Genomic DNA, 19,288 nt, shown 5'->3' on the forward strand with positions numbered 1-19,288 from the left:
CGATGATCGGTGACCGCCACCGGCCCCAACGCACCGTTGAACATCCCGAACACCCGATCCCCGACCACCATCCCCGTCACGTCCGGGCCGGTCTCGAGCACCACTCCGGCCGCTTCGCTGCCCATCACCGCAGCCGGATCCGGATACATACCCAACCCGACCAACACATCCCGGAAGTTCAACCCCGCCGCCCGCACCGCAACCCGCACCTGACCAACCGCCAACGGCGCCACCACCTCCGAACAATCCACCACCGCCAGATTGTCCAAACTGCCCGGCTCCGACACATCCAGACGCCACGACAACCGACCAGGACCAGGCAGAGACAGCCGGCCACTACCACCGGCTCGGGTCAACCGCCGGGCATACAGGCCACCAGCCCGAACCGCGACCTCCGGCTCACCGCTGGCGAGCACCGCCGTCAGGATCCTGCCCAGGTCGGTGCCATGGCCGGTGCCGTGGTCAGTGCCGTGGTCAGTGCCGTGGTCAGTGTGATCGTCGAGGTCGAGCAGGATGAATCGGCGAGGGTGTTCGGACTGCGCGGAACGGACCAGACCCCACACCGCAGCCGCGGCCAGGTCACTGCCATCGGTAGCGCCACGGGTGAGCACCACCAGGCGGGAACCCTCCGTGGCCACATCGGCCAGCCACTCCTGCACCCAACCCAACACCAACGCGCTCGCCGCATGCGTGGCCTCAACAACACCGACACCATCGCCCGCAGCTGGTAGCTCGGCGACCACAACGGTGGGCAGCTCACCATCAACCCGCCCATGCCATCCCCAGACCGGTTCGGCAGCCACCGACGCGGTGTCGGGTTCCGCATCGGGTAGCGGCACCCATTCCACGGCGAACAGTGACTGCGCCGCGTCCAGTACCCCGGCGCCCAGTTGGTCGGTGGTCACCGGCCGCAACACCAACGAGTCCGCAGTCAGCACCGGCTGGCCGGCGGTGTCGAACACCGCCACCGCGATACCACCGCCGTCGCCGGCCGGTGTCAGCCGGACCCGTAGCGTGGTCGCCCCGGTCGCGTGCAGCCGCACCCCACTCCACGCGAACGGCAACACCGCCCCGCCATCGTCGTCGCCGAGCAGCCCGGTCAACCCGATCGGATGCAACGCCGCGTCCAACACCGCCGGATGCAACCCGAACCCATCCACCCCGACGTGCTCGGGCAGTGTCACCTCGGCGTACACATCCCGGTCGGAACGCCACACCGCCCGCAAACCCTGAAACACCGGCCCGTACACGTACCCGCCGTCGGCCAACCGTTCATACAGACCATCAACAGCCACCGGTCGCGCGTCGGCCGGTGGCCACTGCCCCAACCCCGCCGCAACCCGACCCGTCTGCGGGCTCAACACACCCGTGGCATGCCGAACCCACGAACCCCCCACACCCTCCACACCCTCCGGCCGGGAGTACACGTTGACCGGCCGTCGACCATCCTGGCCGGGATCACCGACCCACACCTGCACCTGCACTGCACCCTGCTCGGGCAGCAACAACGGGGTCTGCAGCGTCAACTCCTCGACCAGGGCACAGCCCACCTGGTCGCCGGCGTACATCACCAACTCCACATACGCCGTGCCCGCCAACAACACCGAACCCAACACCGCATGATCGGCCAACCACGGCTGCGCCGACAGCGACAACCGGCCGGTCAACACCACCCCGTCCCCATCAGCCAACGACACCGCCGCACGCAACAACGGATGATCAACCGAACCCTGCCCCAACACCCGAGCATCGCCCACACCGCCGGCCACGGTCTGCGGCCAGTACCGCTGGTGCTGGAACGGGTAGGTAGGCAGGGCAACCGGCGGGGTCGGGCCGGTGCCCAGTGCCGGGGTCCAGTCGATGGTGACACCGGCAACGTGCAGGGCGGCCATCGACCGTAGCCAACGGTCGCGTCCACCGTCGTCACGACGCAGCGTGCCCGTCACCACCAGGCCCTCACCGGCCTGCTCCACCGCCATCGCCAACACCGGATGCGGACTAACCTCCACGAACGTCCGATGACCAGCCTCAGTCAGCGTCCGGATCACCTCACCGAACCGAACCTGGTGCCGCAGATTCCGATACCAGTAACCACCATCAAGACCAGCGGTGTCGACCCGCGCCGCCTCCAGCGTCGAATAGAACGCCACCTGCCCGCTACGAGGCCGCAGACCAGCCAAATCCGTGCGCAACCGGTCCTCGATCATCTGCACCTGCGGCGAATGCGAGGCGTAATCCACCGCGATCCGCCGAACCCCCAACCCCGCGTGGGCCTGGACGAACTCCTCACACGCGGTCGTGGTACCAGAGATCACCACCTGCGCCGGACCGTTGACCGCCGCGACCGACAGGTCCTCACCCCACCCGGCAATCAACTGCTGCACCTCGGACAACGGTGCGGGCACCGACACCATGCCCCCCGACCCCGACAACGCCACGATCGCCCGGCTCCGCAACACCACCACCCTGGCCCCATCAGCCAAAGACAGGCCACCAGCCACACACGCCGCAGCGATCTCACCCTGACTGTGCCCCACCACCGCCGCCGGAACCACACCCACCGAACGCCACAACTGCGCCAGCGACACCATCACCGCCCACGACACCGGCTGCACCACATCCACCCGACCCAACAACACCGGATCAGCCAACACCTCCCGCAACGACCAACCCACCAACGGCGCCAAAGCCTGCGCACACCGCGCCATGGCCTGCGCGAACACCGGCTCGGCATCCCACAACGCCAACCCCATACCCACCCACTGCGCCCCCTGCCCCGGAAACACAAACACCGGACCCGCCGCGCTACCCCCACCCGCCGCCACACCACGCACCACCACCGGCGAAGCATCCACATCCCGCAACCCAGCCAAGAACCCGTCGGCATCCCCAGCCACCACCACCGCCCGATGCGCGAACACCGACCGGCCCGCCAACGCCCGCCCCACCACCACCGGCCCCACCTCAGGCCGATCCGCCACGAACCCCGCCAGCCGCTGCGCCTGCGCCCGCAACGCCACCTCAGACTTAGCCGACAACAACCACGGCACCACCCCACCGCCCGGCGGGGCCGGCGAATCCTGGCCAGAGCCCGCCGGGTCAGCCGGTGCGACCTGCGGCAGTTCGAACGGTTCGGTCTCTTCGGGGATCTGGAGCGGTTCGGGCTCTTCGAGGATGAGGTGGGCGTTGGTGCCGCTGATCCCGAACGAGGACACCCCGGCCCGTCGTGGCCGGCCGTTACCTGGCCATGGTGCGGCCTCGGTCAGCAGCCGCACCGACCCCGCCGACCAGTCCACATGCGTGGAGGGGGTGTCCACGTGCAGCGTCTTGGGCATCAACCGGTGCCGCATGGCGAGGACCATTTTGATGATCCCGGCGACGCCGGCGGCTGCCTGGGTGTGGCCGATGTTCGACTTCACCGACCCCAACCGCAACGGCTGCTCCGCGGGCCGGTCCTGGCCGTATGCGGCGATGAGTGCTTGTGCTTCGATCGGGTCACCCAGCGTGGTGCCGGTGCCGTGTGCTTCCACCACGTCGACGTCGCCGGGCGTCAGCCGCGCGTTGGCCAAGGCCTGACGGATCACCCGCTGCTGCGACGGCCCGTTCGGGGCACTCAACCCGTTGGAGGCGCCGTCCTGGTTGACCGCGCTGCCCCGCACCACCGCCAACACCTGATGCCCCCGCCGGCGAGCATCCGACAACCGCTCCAACACCAGGATTCCGACACCTTCACCCCAGCCCGTGCCGTCAGCCGCGTCCGCGAACGGTTTGCACCGCCCGTCGGCGGCCAACCCGCCCTGCCGGGAAAACTCCACGAACGCTCCCGGGGTGGCCATCACCGTCACACCGCCGGCCAGGGCCATCGAGCACTCACCCGAGCGCAACGCCTGCGCCGCCAGATGCACCGCGACCGCTGATGACGAACACGCCGTGTCCACCGACACGGCCGGGCCTTCCAGGCCCAGGGTGTACGCCACCCGCCCGGACATGACACTGGCAGCGTTGCCGGTCAGGAGGTGCCCCTCGCTGCCGGCCTGCGCGTCGCCGATCATCGAGATGTAGTCCTGGCCGCTGGTGCCGACATACACGCCGGTGTCCGAGCCGCGTAGCCCGGACGGGTCGATCCCGGCCCGCTCCAGCGCCTCCCAGGAAACCTCCAGCAGCAGGCGCTGCTGCGGATCCATCGCCACGGCCTCCCGCGGACTGATCCCGAAGAACCCCGCGTCGAACATCGCGGCCCCGGAAAGGAAGGTTCCGTACCGGGTCCCCGACCGCTGCCGATCGGGGTCGTACAACGCCGTCAGATCCCAACCCCGATCCGCGGGGAATCCCTCCACCGCGTCAACGCCCTCGACCAACAACCGCCAGAACCCGTCCGGGTCATCAACCCCACCCGGATACCGACACCCCATCCCCACAATCGCCACCGGCTCATCGACACCCGCACCGACCACCACCGGCGCGACGACGTCGGTCTGCTCACCGAGCAGTTCCGTCAGCAGGTAACCGGCCAACACCTGCGGTGTCGGATGGTCGAAGACCAGCGTGGCCGGCAACGACAGCCCAGTCGCGGCAGCCAGCCGGTTACGCAACTCCACCGCGGTCAACGAGTCGAACCCGAGCTCACGGAACGCGCTGCCCGAATCAATCGTCGTGGAGTCGGGATGGCCGAGCACGACCGCAGCTTGTGCGCGTACCAGTTCCAGGACCGTCCGTTCGCGTTCCTCGACTCCCATAGCCGCCAACCTGGCGGCCAGATCCACCCGCGCATCGGCGGTGGTCGCGGCCCTGCGGGTCGAGCCGCCGGCCAACACCTGCCACAACGGCGGCACACCACCGGCGGCGGTACGACGTAGCGCGGGCAGGTCCACCCGGATCGGCACCAACTGCGGCTGGTGGGTACGTATCGCCGCGTCGAACAGTCCCAGGCCCTGCTCGGAGGACAGGGGAAGGATGCCGCTGCGTCGCATCCGGTCCAGGTCGGCCTCGTCGAGATGCCCGGTCATCGCCGACTGCTGGGCCCACAGCCCCCACGCCAGCGAGTGCCCGACCAGGCCGGCGGCCTGTCGTCGTAGTGCCAGGGCGTCCAAGACGGCGTTGGCCGCGGCGTAGTTGCCCTGCCCCGGTGACCCGAGCGTGGCCGCCGCCGACGAATACACCACGAACAACCCGAGATCCATGTCCCGGGTCAGCTCATGCAGCCACCACGCCGCATCCGCCTTCGCCCGCAACACCGTCTCCAGCCGCCGCGGCGTCAACGCCTCGACCACCCCGTCATCGAGGACTCCGGCGGTGTGCACCACCCCGACCACCGGATGCCCGGCCGGCACCGCCGCCAGTACCTCGGCCAGGGCGTTGCGGTCAGCGACGTCACACGCCACCACCCGCACCCGCGCACCCAGCTCCGTCAGGTCACCGACCAGCTCCGCCGCTCCGGCCGCGGCCGGGCCCCGCCGGGACACCAACAACAGATGCCTGACCCCATGCGTGGTGACCAGATGCCGGGCCACCAATCCACCCAACACACCGGTCCCACCGGTGATCACCACCGTGCCACGCGGGTCCAGCCCGGCCGGTAGCCGCAGCACGACCTTGCCCACGTGGCGGGCCGCCTGCAGATAACGCAGGGCCTGCACGGCGTGGGCTGCCTCGAACACGCTCACCGGCAGTGGCTGCAGGACCTCCGCGGTGAACATGTCCAGGATCTCGGCCAGCATCTGCCCGATCCGGTCACCACCGGCCTCGGACAGGTCGAACGCCTGATACACCACCCCGGGACGATCCGCAGCAACCCGGGCCGAATCCCGCACGTCGGTCTTACCCATCTCCACGAACCGGCCACCACGGGGCAGCAGGTCCAACGACGCGTCCACGAACTCCCCGGCCAGCGCGTTGAGGACCACATCCACACCCTCCCCACCGGTCACGGTCAGGAAGCTGTCGCGGAAGCCCAGATCACGGGACGAAGCCAGGTGGACATCGTCCACACCCATCCCGCGCAGGGTGTCCCACTTACCGGCGCTCGCGGTGGCGTACACCTGCAATCCCCAGGCATGGGCCAGTTGCACCGCGGCCATACCCACCCCACCAGCCGCAGCATGAATCAAAATCCGCTGCCCCGCCCGCACACCCGCCAGATCCCGCAACGCGTAAAACGCGGTCAGAAACACAATCGGCACCGACGCCGCCCGAGTAAAAGACCAGCCCCGCGGGACCCGGGCCAGGAGACGATGATCGGTGACCGCCACCGGCCCCAACGCACCGTTGAACATCCCGAACACCCGATCCCCGACCACCATCCCCGTCACGTCCGGGCCGGTCTCGAGCACCACACCGGCCGCCTCACTACCCATCACCGCAGCCGGATCCGGATACATACCCAACCCGACCAACACATCCCGGAAGTTCAACCCCGCCGCCCGCACCGCAACCCGCACCTGACCAACCGCCAACGGCGCCACCACCTCCGGACAATCCACCACCGCCAGATTGTCCAAACTGCCCGGCTCCGACACATCCAGACGCCACGACAACCCATCAGAGCCAGGCAGGACCAAACGGCCACTACCGGCCCGGACCAACCGCCGCACATACAGCCCGCCAGCGCGTACCGCGATCTCCGGCTCGCCGCTGTCGACTACCGCCGTCAGGATCCTGCCCAGGTCGTTGCAGGGGTCGGTGTCGTCGTCGAGGTCGAGCAGGATGAATCGGTTAGGGTGTTCGGACTGCGCGGAACGGACCAGGCCCCACACCGCAGCCGCGGCCAGGTCACTGCCGTCGGTGGCGCCGCGGGTGAGCACCACCAGGCGGGAACCCTCCGTGGCCGGATCGGCCAGCCAGTCCTGGACCCAGCCCAACACCAACGTGCTCGCCGCATGCGTGGCCTCGACAACGCCCACAGCATCGTCTGGAGTTGGTAGCTCGGCCACCACCACCGTGGGCAGCTCACCATCAACCTGCCCATGCCATCCCCAGACCGGTTCGACAGCCGCCGCCGTGGTGTCAGGTTCCGCGTCCGGCAGCGGCACCCACTCCACCGCGAACAGCGACTGCGCCGCATCCGGCACCCCGACGGCCAACTGGTCGGTGGTCACCGGCCGCAACACGAGCGAGTCCGCGGTCAGGACCGGCTGGCCGGCGGTGTCGAACACCGCCACCGCGATACCACCGCCGTCGGCGGCCGGTGTCAGCCGGACCCGCAGCGTGCTCGCCCCGGTCGCATGCAGCCGCACCCCACTCCACGCGAACGGCAACACCGCCCCGCCATCGTCGTCGCCGAGCAGCCCGGTCAACCCGATCGGGTGCAACGCCGCGTCCAGCACCGCCGGATGCAACCCGAACCCGCCGGTCTCGACGTGCTCGGGCAGTGTCACCTCGGCGTACACATCCCGCTCGGAACGCCACACCGCCCGCAGGCCTTGGAACACCGGCCCGTACACGTACCCGCCGTCGGCCAACCGTTCATACAACCCGTCTACAGCCACCGGTCGCGCGTCGGCCGGCGGCCACTGCCCCAACCCCGCCGCAACCCGACCCGTCTGCGGGCTCAACACACCCGTGGCATGCCGAACCCACGAACCCCCCACACCCTCCGCGCCCTCCGGTCGGGAGTACACGTTGACCGGCCGTCGACCATCCTGGCCGGGATCACCGACCCACACCTGCACCTGCACCCCGCCCTGCTCCGGCAGCACCAACGGGGTCTGCAGCGTCAACTCCTGCACCAAGCCACAACCGACCTGGTCGCCGGCGTACATCACCAACTCCACATAAGCCGTGCCCGCCAACAACACCGAACCCAACACCACATGATCGGCCAACCACGGCTGCACCGACAGCGACAACCGGCCGGTCAACACCACCCCGTCCCCATCAGCCAACGACACCGCCGCCCGCAACAACGGATGATCAACCGAACCCAGCCCCAACACCCGAACATCGCCCACACCAGCCGCCACGGTCTGCGGCCAGAACCGCTGATGCTGGAACGGGTAGGTAGGCAGTTCCAGAGCCCGCCGACCGGCACTCGTGCCGAGCAGTCTCGGCCAGTCCACGGTCCCGCCGTTTACGTGGACACCGGCGACCGCGGTCAGTAGTGTCTCCGGCTCGTCCCGCTCAGCGCGCAACGCCGGTAGCCACACACCTGCATCGGGGGTTTCGGCCATCGAGGTCAGCGTGCCGTCCGGGCCCAGTTCGAGGAAGACACCCACGCCCTGCTCACGCAGCGCCGTCACCGCGTCGTGGTAGCGCACCGTCTGGCGGACGTGCGCCAGCCAGTATGCGGGATCGGTCACGTCCGCGTCGGGGGTGCCGGAGATTACCGGGATGGTCGGCTCTCGCCAGGTCACCTCGGTCAACACGTGGGCGAAGTCGGCCAGCATCGGCTCCATCAACGGGGAGTGGAACGCGTGACTGACCTTCAACTGCCGGGCTTTGCCGCCGGCGTCTCGCCACTGCCGCGCCAGGTCCAGGACCAGGTTCTGGTCGCCGGAGATCACCGTCGAGTGGGGCCCGTTGACCGCCGCCACCCCGACCAGGTCGGTGTGCCCGGCGATCAACTCCTGAGCTTCAGCGTCGGTGGCGGTCAACGCGACCATGGCGCCACCAGCGGGTAGCGCCTGCATCAGGCGGCCCCGGGCGGCCACCACCGCCACCGCATCAGCCAGATCCCACACCCCGGCCACACACGCCGCACTCAACTCACCAATCGAATGCCCCGCCAGACACTGCGGCACCACCCCCCACGAGGCGACCAACCGGAACAACGCCACCTGCACCGCGAACAACCCCGCCTGGGCATACACCGTCTGATCCAACAGCTGCGCCTCGCCCGCAACCACCTCCCGCAACGACCGCTCAAGATGGCGGTCGAAGGACGCACAGACCTCATCGAACGCCTCCGCGAACACCGGATACGCCTCATACAGGCCCAGACCCATCCCAACCCGCTGGCTACCCTGCCCGGAAAACACCACCGCCAACCGGCCCGACCCAGCGATCCCGGCAACCACCCCCGGCGCCTCGACACCGGAGGCCAGCGCCTGCAACCCGTCAACCAACGCCGACCGGTGCTGGCCGAGCACCACACCCCGGTAGGGGAACCCGGTCGCCCGGCTGTCCACCAACGCCCGCCCCACCACCACCGGCCCCACCTCGGGCCGATCCGCCACGAACCCGGCCAACCGCTGCGCCTGCGCCCGCAACGCCACCTCAGACTTGGCCGACAGCAGCCACGGCACCATCCCACCCGACAGCGGGACCGCCGGCGACTGTTGGCCCAGGTCGGCCGATGTGTCCTGCGGCGGTTCGAACGGTTCGGCGTCTTCCGGGATCTCAAGCTGTTCGGGCTCTTCGAGGATGAGGTGGGCGTTGGTGCCGCTGATCCCGAACGACGACACCCCGGCCCGCCGTGGCCGGCCGCTGTCCGCCCATGGTGTGGCCTCGGTCAGCAGCTGCACCGAGCCGGCCGACCAGTCCACGTGTGACGACGGGGCGTCTACATGCAGCGTCTTGGGCATCAGGCCGTGCCGCATGGCGAGGACCATCTTGATGATTGCGGCGACGCCCGCGGCTGCCTGGGTGTGGCCGATGTTCGACTTCACCGACCCCAACCGCAACGGCTGCCCCGCGGGCCGGTCCTGGCCGTACGCGGCGATCAGCGCCTGCGCCTCGATCGGGTCACCCAGCGTGGTACCCGTGCCATGCGCCTCCACCACGTCGACCTCGCCGGGCATCAGCCGCGCATTCGCCAGAGCCTGACGGATCACCCGCTGCTGCGACGGACCGTTCGGAGCACTCAACCCGTTCGACGCGCCGTCCTGGTTCACCGCGCTGCCCCGCACCACCGCCAACACCTGATGCCCCCGCCGACGGGCATCCGACAACCGCTCCAACACCAGGATTCCGACGCCCTCACCCCAGCCTGTGCCGTCAGCCGCGTCCGCGAACGGTTTGCACCGCCCGTCGGCGGCCAACCCGCCCTGCCGGGAAAACTCCACGAACGCTCCCGGGGTGGCCATCACCGTCACACCGCCGGCCAGGGCCATCGAACACTCACCCGACCGCAACGCCTGCGCCGCCAAATGCACCGCGACCAGCGACGACGAACACGCCGTGTCCACCGACACCGCCGGGCCCTCCAGACCCAGGGTGTACGCCACCCGCCCCGACATGACACTCGCCGCGTTACCGGTAAGGAGATGCCCCTCGCTACCGGTCTGCGCGTCGCCGATCATGGAGATGTAGTCCTGGCCGTTCGTGCCCACATACACGCCGGTGTCCGAGCCGCGCAGGCCAGACGGGTCGATCCCGGCCCGCTCCAATGCCTCCCAGGAGACCTCCAAGAGCAGTCGCTGCTGCGGATCCATCGCCACAGCCTCCCGCGGACTGATCCCGAAGAACCCCGCATCGAACAACGCCGCACCAGCCAGGAATCCACCCTCCCGGACGTAACTGGTTCCCGACCGAGCTGGATCCGGGTCATACCCCGCATCCCAACCCCGATCCGTGGGGAACCCACCCACCGCGTCGACGCCCTCGACCAGCAACCGCCAGAACCCGTCCGGGTCGTCCACTCCACCCGGGTATCGACACCCGATCCCCACAATCGCCACCGGTTCGTCGATATCCGCGCGGGCCGCTACTGGCGTGGCGGCTGCGGCAGTGTTGTTGCCCAGCAGGAGGTCCGTCAGATGGTCGGTCAACACTTCTGGGGTGGGGTAGTCGAGGACCAGTGTGGTTGGCAGCGGCAGTCTGGTCGCGGCGGCCAGTCGGTTGCGTAGTTCTACGGCGGTCAGGGAGTCGAAGCCGAGTTCGCGGAATGCCCGATCAGGTGGGATCGCCTGGGCGTTGTCGTGGCCAAGGGCTGTAGCGGCGTGGGTGCGTACCAGTTCGAGGATCTTCTGCTGGCGTTGCGGGCCGGCCAACGCCCGCAACTCGGCGGCCAGTGCTGAATCGTCGGATGGCCCGGGTTCAGCGTCGGCGACAGCGGCTTGTGCCTCGGGCAGGCCAGCCAGTAGCGCACTCGGGCGGGCGGAAGTGAACGCCTGGGTGAACTGGGCCCAGTCCACGTCAGCGACCGCGAGGAAGCCTTCACCCTGACCGACCGCCTCCACCAAGGCCTGCACCGCCCGCTGCGGATCCATACCGCGCACCCCACGCCGGTGCAACTGCCCGGTGTCGGCCTGCCCGGCCATTCCCTCACCGGCCCACAAACCCCACGCCACACTCGTCACCGACCGCCCCGCGGCACGCTGCTGGGCGGCGTACGCGTCCAGGAACGCGTTAGCCGCCGCGTACACCCCCTGCCCACCACCACCCCACACACCAGCGTTCGAGGAAAACAACACCATCGCGTCCAACGGACGCTCAGACCCCTCGACCAACAACTCGTGCAAGTTACGGGTACCCGCAACCTTCGCCGCCAAAATGTGCTCCGCCACCTGCGCATCGGTGTCGTCGATGGACGCGAGCTGACCCACCCCGGCCGCGTGGACCACCGCATCAACCGGCCCCACCCCGGACAGGACCGCGGCCAACCCGTCACGATCCGCCACATCACAACCCCGCACACTCACCCGGACCCGGCCATCAGCGCCCAACTCACCGACCAACTCGGCCACACCCGGCCCGTCCATACCCCGACGAGACACCAACACCACATGCTCCGCACCGTGCCCGGCCACCCAACGAGCCACATGCGCACCCAACCCACCGGTACCACCAGTGACCAGCACCGTGCCCCGAGGCTGCCACACCCGCGGCGACTCCACCGCCCCGGCACGCACCAACCTGCGCCCATACACACCACTCGCACGCACCGCGACCTGATCCTGACCACCCCACCCGGCCAACACCGCGACACACCGACGCGCCACCGCCGCCGCGTCCCGCGACGCCTCAGGCCAGAGCGCAGGCAGATCCACCAGACCACCCCACAGGCGCGGATACTCCAACGCCGCGACCACACCCAAACCCCACGCTAGAGCCTGCACCGGATCAACAGGAGCATCGAACCGACCCGTACCCACCGCGCCTCGGGTAAGGACCCACACCCGCCCCGCGTCGCTACCCGTGTCGGTGTCGTGCAGGCCTTGCAGCAGCGCCAATAGCTCCTGCACCGGCGCCCCGCCGGGTAGGAACACCACCCCACCCCACCCGGCCCCGTCCAGCCCGGCCACCACCGCCCGCAACGCCGTAGCCGCCCCCACCCGGGTGCCGTCAACAGCTACCCGCACCACCCGCGCACCATGCCCGACCAGGATCTGCTCGACCCGCCCGACCCACCCCGACCCGACCTCATCAGCCACCAGATCCGCGCCATACACCACAAGCCAGCTACCATTCAGCGCTGCTTCAGGACCACCGGTCAACGGCTCCCACACAACCCGATACCGCCACGCGTCAATCAGCCGCCGGTCCTCACGAGCCCGCTGCCACGCCGCCAACCCCGGCAAAACCGTAGCCACACCCTGCTCATCCACCCCCCACGCAGAAGCCAAAGCCCCCACATCACCCCGCTGCACCACCCGCCAAAACTCCGCATCAAACCCACCATCCCCACCCCGCACCGACACATCCCGCACCGCCGGCCAGAACCGCTGATGCTCAAACGGATAGGTCGGCAACTCAGCCCGCAGCGCGATGGCCCCGCCCACCGCCACGCCCGTGGCCTCGGCCGGACCGGCACTCGTGCCGAGTAGTGTCTGCCAGTTCACCGTCGCGCCGTGCACGTGGATACCGGCGATAGCGGTCAGTAGTGTCTGCCGCTCATCGCGTTCGGCGCGCATCGCTGGCAGCCACACGCCTGTGTCAGGGGTGTCGGTGTCGGCCATTGAGGTCAGCGTGCCGTCCGGGCCGAGTTCGAGGAAGACATCCACGCCTTGCTCACGCAGGGCGTTCACCGCGTCGTGGTACCGCACCGTCTGGCGGGTGTGTGTCAGCCAGTACTCGGGTTGGGTCACGTCTGCGTCGGGGGTGCCGGAGACCACCGGGATGGTCGGCTCTCGCCAGACCACCTCGGCCAACACGTGGGCGAACTCGGCCAACATCGGCTCCATCAACGGGGAATGGAACGCGTGACTGACCTTAAGTCGCCGGGCTTTGCCGCCCCGGTCTCGCCACTGCCGCGCCAGGTCCAGGACCAGATCCTGGTCGCCGGAGATGACTGTGGAGTGGGGCCCGTTGACCGCCGCCACCCCGACCAGGTCGGTGTGCCCGGCGATCAACTCCTGCGCTTCAGCATCACTGGCGGTCAACGCCACCATGGCACCACCAGCGGGTAGCGCCTGCATCAGGCGGCCCCGGGCGGCTACCACCGCTACCGCATCGGTCAGATCCCACACCCCGGCCACATACGCCGCGCTCAACTCACCGATCGAGTGCCCCGCCAGACACTGCGGGGCCACCCCCCACGAGCCGATCAGCCGGTACAAGGCCACCTGTACCGCGAACAGCCCTGCCTGGGTGTACATCGTCTGGTCCAGTAGCTGCGGCTCGCCCGCGACCACGTCCCGCAACGACCGCTCGAGATGCTGGTCGAAGGACGCGCAGACCTCATCGAACGCCTCCGCGAACACCGGATACGCCTCATACAAGCCCCGACCCATCCCGACCCGCTGACTCCCCTGCCCGGAAAACACCACCGCCAACCGACCAGACCCCGCAACCCCGGTCACCACCCCCGACGCCTGACCACCGGAGGCCAGCGCCCGCAGCCCGTCCACCAACACCGACCGCTGCTGGCCGAGGACCACCGCCCGGTGCGTGAACACCGACCGAGCCGCCAACCCACGCCCCACCGCGACCGGCTCCACCTCGGGCCGATCCGCCACGAACCCGGCCAACCGCTGCGCCTGCGCCCGCAACGCCACCTCAGACTTAGCCGACAACAACCACGGCACCACCCCACCCGGCAGCGGGACCGCCGGCGACTCCTGACCCGAGCCCGCCGGGTCAGCCAGTGCGTCCTGCGGCGACTCGAACGGTTCGGCCTCTTCCAGGATCTCGAGCGGTTCGGACTCTTCGAGGATGAGGTGGGCGTTGGTGCCGCTGATCCCGAACGACGACACCCCAGCCCGTCGCGGCCGGCCGTTACCCGGCCACGGTGCGGCCTCGGTCAGCAGCCGCACCGACCCCGCCGACCAGTCCACATGCGTGGACGGGGTGCCCACGTGCAGCGTCCTGGGCATCAAGCCGTGCCGCATGGCGAGGACCATCTTGATGATCCCGGCGACACCCGCGGCTGCCTGGGTGTGGCCGATGTTCGACTTCACCGACCCCAACCGCAACGGCTGCCCCGCCGGCCGGTCCTGGCCGTAAGCGGCGATCAGCGCCTGCGCCTCGATCGGGTCACCCAGCGTCGTGCCCGTGCCGTGCGCTTCCACCACATCCACCTCGCCCGGCGACAACCGCGCATTCGCCAGAGCCTGACGGATCACCCGCTGCTGCGACGGACCATTCGGCGCACTCAACCCGTTCGACGCACCATCCTGGTTCACCGCGCTGCCCCGCACCACCGCCAACACCTGATGCCCCCGCCGACGAGCATCCGACAACCGCTCCAACACCAGGATTCCGACGCCTTCACCCCAGCCTGTGCCGTCAGCGGCGTCCGCGAACGGTTTGCACCGCCCGTCGGCGGCCAACCCGCCCTGCCGGGAAAACTCCACGAACGCTCCCGGGGTGGCCATCACCGTCACACCGCCGGCCAGGGCCATCGAGCACTCACCCGAGCGCAACGCCTGCGCCGCCAAATGCACCGCGACCAACGACGACGAACACGCCGTGTCCACCGACACCGCCGGGCCCTCCAGACCCAGGGTGTACGCCACCCGCCCTGATGCCACGCTTGCGCTGGTCCCGGTCAGCGTGTATCCCTCGGTCTCGGCCGGGCTTGCCGCCAACTGCATGGCGTAGTCGTGATACATGAGGCCGACGTACACGCCGGTGTCCGAACCGCGTAGCCCGGACGGGTCGATCCCGGCCCGCTCCAACGCCTCCCAGGAAACCTCCAGCAGCAGTCGCTGCTGCGGATCCATCGCCATGGCCTCCCGCGGACTGATCCCGAAGAACCCCGCGTCGAACATCCCGGCCTCGGGAAGGAATGTTCCGTACCGGGTCTCCGACCGCTGCCGGCCGGGGCCGTCCAGCGCCGTCAGATCCCAACCTCGGTCCGTGGGGAACTCGCCCACCGCGTCAACACCCTCGACCAGCAGCTGCCAGAACCCGTCCGGGTCACCGGCCCCGCCCGGGTACCGGCATCCCATTCCCACGATCGCTACCGGCTCGTCGAGCTCAGTGGCTGCGGCAACCGGTTCGGTTGCTGGTTCAGACAGCCCGTCCAACCGGCGCTGCAGGTATTCCCGCAGCGCCACGGGCGTGGGGTAGTTGAACAGCAGGGTGGTCGGCAGCCGCAGCCCCGTCACCGCGGTGAGTCGGTCACGCATCTTGAGGGTGGCGTACGAGTCGAAGCCCTGTTCCCTGAAGCTCCGGTCAGCGTCGACGTCCTGCGGCCCGGCATGACCAAGCACGGCGGCCGCATGGGTACGGATCAGGTCCAGCAGGTGCCACCCGCCGCCGGCTGCCGGCTCACTTCTCACACCGGCTTCACCAGGCCGCTCCCGCCTCGCGGAGCGTTCGGTTTCGGCAAGGTCGAGCCCGGCCGCGTTGACCTCGTTGTCGTGCCGCTCGACCGTGTCCTGGGACTGGTCGATCGGGGCGACACCGCGGCCAGCGGGCTCAGCCAGCGTGTCCGGGAGCCAGTGGCGCTGACGCTGGAACGGGTACGTCGGCAGCGGCACGCGTTGAGGAACGTCACCGGCAAAGGTCGGGGTCCAGTCGATGGCGACACCGGCAACATGCAGGGCGGCCATCGACCGTAGCCAACGCTCGCGTCCACCGTCGTCACGACGCAGCGTGCCCGTCACCACCAGGCCCTCACCGGCCTGCTCCACCGCCATCGCCAACACCGGATGCGGACTAACCTCCACGAACGTCCGATGACCAGCCTCAGTCAGCGTCCGGATCACCTCACCGAACCGAACCTGGTGCCGCAGATTCCGATACCAGTAACCACCATCAAGACCAGCAGTGTCGACCCGCCCCGCCTCCAGCGTCGAATAGAACGCCACCTGCCCGCTACGAGGCCGCAGACCAGCCAAATCCCTGCGCAACCGATCCTCGATCGCCTGCACCTGCGGCGAATGCGAGGCGTAATCCACCGCTATCCGCCGAACCCCCAACCCCGCATGCGCCTGGACGAACTCCTCACACGCGACCGTGGTACCAGACACCACCACCTGCGCCGGACCATTGACCGCCGCGACCGACAGGTCCCCACCCCACCCGCCGATCAGCTGCTGCACCTCGTCCAACGGTGCGGGCACCGACACCATGCCCCCCGACCCCGACAACGCCACGATCGCCCGGCTCCGCAACACCACCACCCTGGCCCCATCAGCCAAAGACAGACCACCAGCCACACACGCCGCAGCGATCTCACCCTGACTGTGCCCCACCACCGCCGCCGGAACCACACCCACCGAACGCCACAACTGCGCCAGCGACACCATCACCGCCCACGACACCGGCTGCACCACATCCACCCGACCCAACAACACCGGATCAGCCAACACCTCCCGCAACGACCAACCCACCAACGGCGCCAAAGCCTGCGCACACCGCGCCATCGCCTCCGCGAACACCGGCTCGGCATCCCACAACGCCAACCCCATACCCACCCACTGCGCCCCCTGCCCCGGAAACACAAACACCGGACCCGCCGCACCACCCACACCAGCCGCCACACCACGCACCACCGGTGAGGCGTCCACATCCCGCAACCCGGCCGGATCCCGCACCCCGGCCGGGTCCTGCAACCCGGCCAGGTTCTGCAACCCGGTCAGGAGCCCGTCCACGTCCCCGGCCACCACCACCGCCCGATGCGCGAACACCGACCGGGCGGTGGCCAGAGTCCAAGCCACATCCCGGACCGGGATCTCCGGCTGCTCGGACACGAACGCCCGTAACCTGACCGCCTGCTCACCCAACGCACGGGCCGTTTTCGCCGACAGCGACAGTGCCCACGGCGCCGACCCCACCGGTCCGTCGAGCCTGACACTGTCCCCAGCCTCACCGTCGGCGACCTCGCTGACGACGACGTGGCAGTTGGCGCCGCCCATGCCGAACGAGCTCACGCCCGCGACCAGCGGCCGGCTGGGATCAGGCCATCCCGCGGTCCGCGTCTGCACCTGGAGGTTCTGTTCCTCCAGCCGAACCCCCGGACCCGCCTGCCGGAAGTTCAAGCTGGCCGGAATCCGACGATGATAAATCGCCAAGATCACCTTCAGGAGTCCGGCGATACCCGCCGCACACTCAAGATGACCGATGTTCGTCTTGACCGAGCCCACCCGCAGCGGACCATACGCACGGCGGGGCCTGCCAACGGCCGCGCCCAACGCGGCCGCCTCGATCGGATCACCAACCCTCGTGCCAGTACCGTGCAACTCGACATACTGAATGTCTGCCGCCCGCACGCCTGCGCGTTCCTGCGCGAACCGGATGACCTCCTCCTGCGCGGAGGCACTAGGAACCGTCAGACCCTCACTTACCCCATCGTGGTTGACAGCACTACCGCGAATGACGCAATACACGTGGTCACCGTCGGCCAACGCCTGCCATAACGGCTTCAGGACAACGACCGCACCACCCTCACCGCGCACGAACCCGTTCGCCCGGGCATCAAACGTGAAACAGCGGCCATCCGGCGACAGCGCCCCGAACCTCGACAACTCAACAGCAGCCTCTGCGCTGAGATTAAGAATAACCCCGCCGACAATCGCGCTGGAACACTCGCCGCGACGCAAACTCTCACACGCCAGATGAACAGCGACCAGCGACGACGACTGAGCGGTATCAACCGTGATGCTCGGCCCCGTCAACCCGAACGCATACGACACCCGGTTAGCGATCATGCCACGCTGCAAACCAGTAGTGCTGTGCTCAGTGATCGCCTCCACCCCATACCGACGCGACAGAGTGGCGTAGTCATCCTTGTTCGCACCGATGAACACCCCGACACGGGCGCCCCTCATCCGCTCCGGCACCACGCCGGCGTCCTCAAGCCCCTCCCAACCCAACTCAAGCGCCAGCCGCTGCTGCGGATCAACAGCGGCAGCCTCCCGGGGCGAAATACCGAAAAAACCAGCATCGAACTGATCAACCCCGTCCAGGAAGCCCCCATACCCCGCACCCAGGGCCGGACCACCCGAGCCGAACGCAGCGACGCCCCAGCGATCAGCAGGAGTGGACGAGATCGCACTCAGTCCATCACGCAACAGAGTCCAGAACGCCGCCGGACCAGCCGCGCGTGGCAGACGGCACGACACACCAACAACAGCAATCGCACTATCCTGACCTCGGGAGGCCTCAGACATCGCTGAAGGTTTCAGACATCGCCATCCTCAGATATCCTCATCCACACTGCGGAACACGAAACAGCCGCCTGGACGTGAGCCAGACCGGTGACTCCCGGCTGCGCTCACACAGTCACCTGACCTACACGTAATTTTCGATCAGCGCCAATCGGCTGCGCCCTGTAGCGAGTTGAGCGAAAATCTGGTGCGCGATGCCCTGATCGTGGTAGATCTCGTCGCCATGGCCTCGATCGGATTCGAACGCATCCGGCAGGTGGCATAGCCGCCGTAGTGCTCGCACTATTGCGACGGAATTGATCAGCGGCGTGAACTGGAGACGTCGAGCCGGTTGCCGACGGTCAGACTGACAGCGAACGGGATACTCGCGCCTTCGATGATGACATGACGTTTCGAGCCGGTTTCGACGCTGCCGACCTACCCTGGGTCGCCCTTCTGATCCCACACGGACGAATTGTCGAACAGCGCCTACAGCCGGTCGAATATGTCCGCAGCATGCGGATCGGCCGGCAGCACCTCGCGCAGGCCTTGCCGGGCTCCAGCCTCGCGCCACTCGGCCTCGTGTCACCATTTCGATCCCAGCCGGCGGCACCGCTGCGCGTGCCGGGCGACAGCGGCCCGAGCTAGTCCCAGAAACCGTCCAGAATCGTCCATAGCAGCTGGTGGCCCTTTCACATGGCAAATCCACTGTGGGCCGCCGTCTACAAAAGACTGGTGATCCCAGATTGTCTTGTGAGGCGATCCATGAGGTGCGGCGGAACCGCCGATTGCCTAGGCAGTCGTTCACATGAACCGCTTACCTCCCCCAGGAAGCGCCTACCCAAGGCCAGGCCCGCCTTGGCGCAGCCGACTGTCCG

Annotated in this window: 1 protein-coding gene (running past one end of the window); it reads right to left on the reverse strand. The window is 68.6% G+C overall.

All coding sequences use genetic code 11. The features are described from left to right. Positions 1–18,434, reverse strand: the 5' portion of a protein-coding gene (locus tag VKK44_RS16430; protein WP_343441975.1) for a type I polyketide synthase. It extends 8,182 nt beyond the left edge of the window; 18,434 of the gene's 26,616 nt are visible here — the first part of the coding sequence; the start codon lies at positions 18,432–18,434; its stop codon lies off the left edge, out of view. Between the last annotated feature and the right edge of the window lie 854 nt (positions 18,435–19,288).

The organism is Micromonospora sp. DSM 45708 (assembly GCF_039566955.1).
In the GTDB taxonomy this organism is placed as follows: domain Bacteria; phylum Actinomycetota; class Actinomycetes; order Mycobacteriales; family Micromonosporaceae; genus Micromonospora.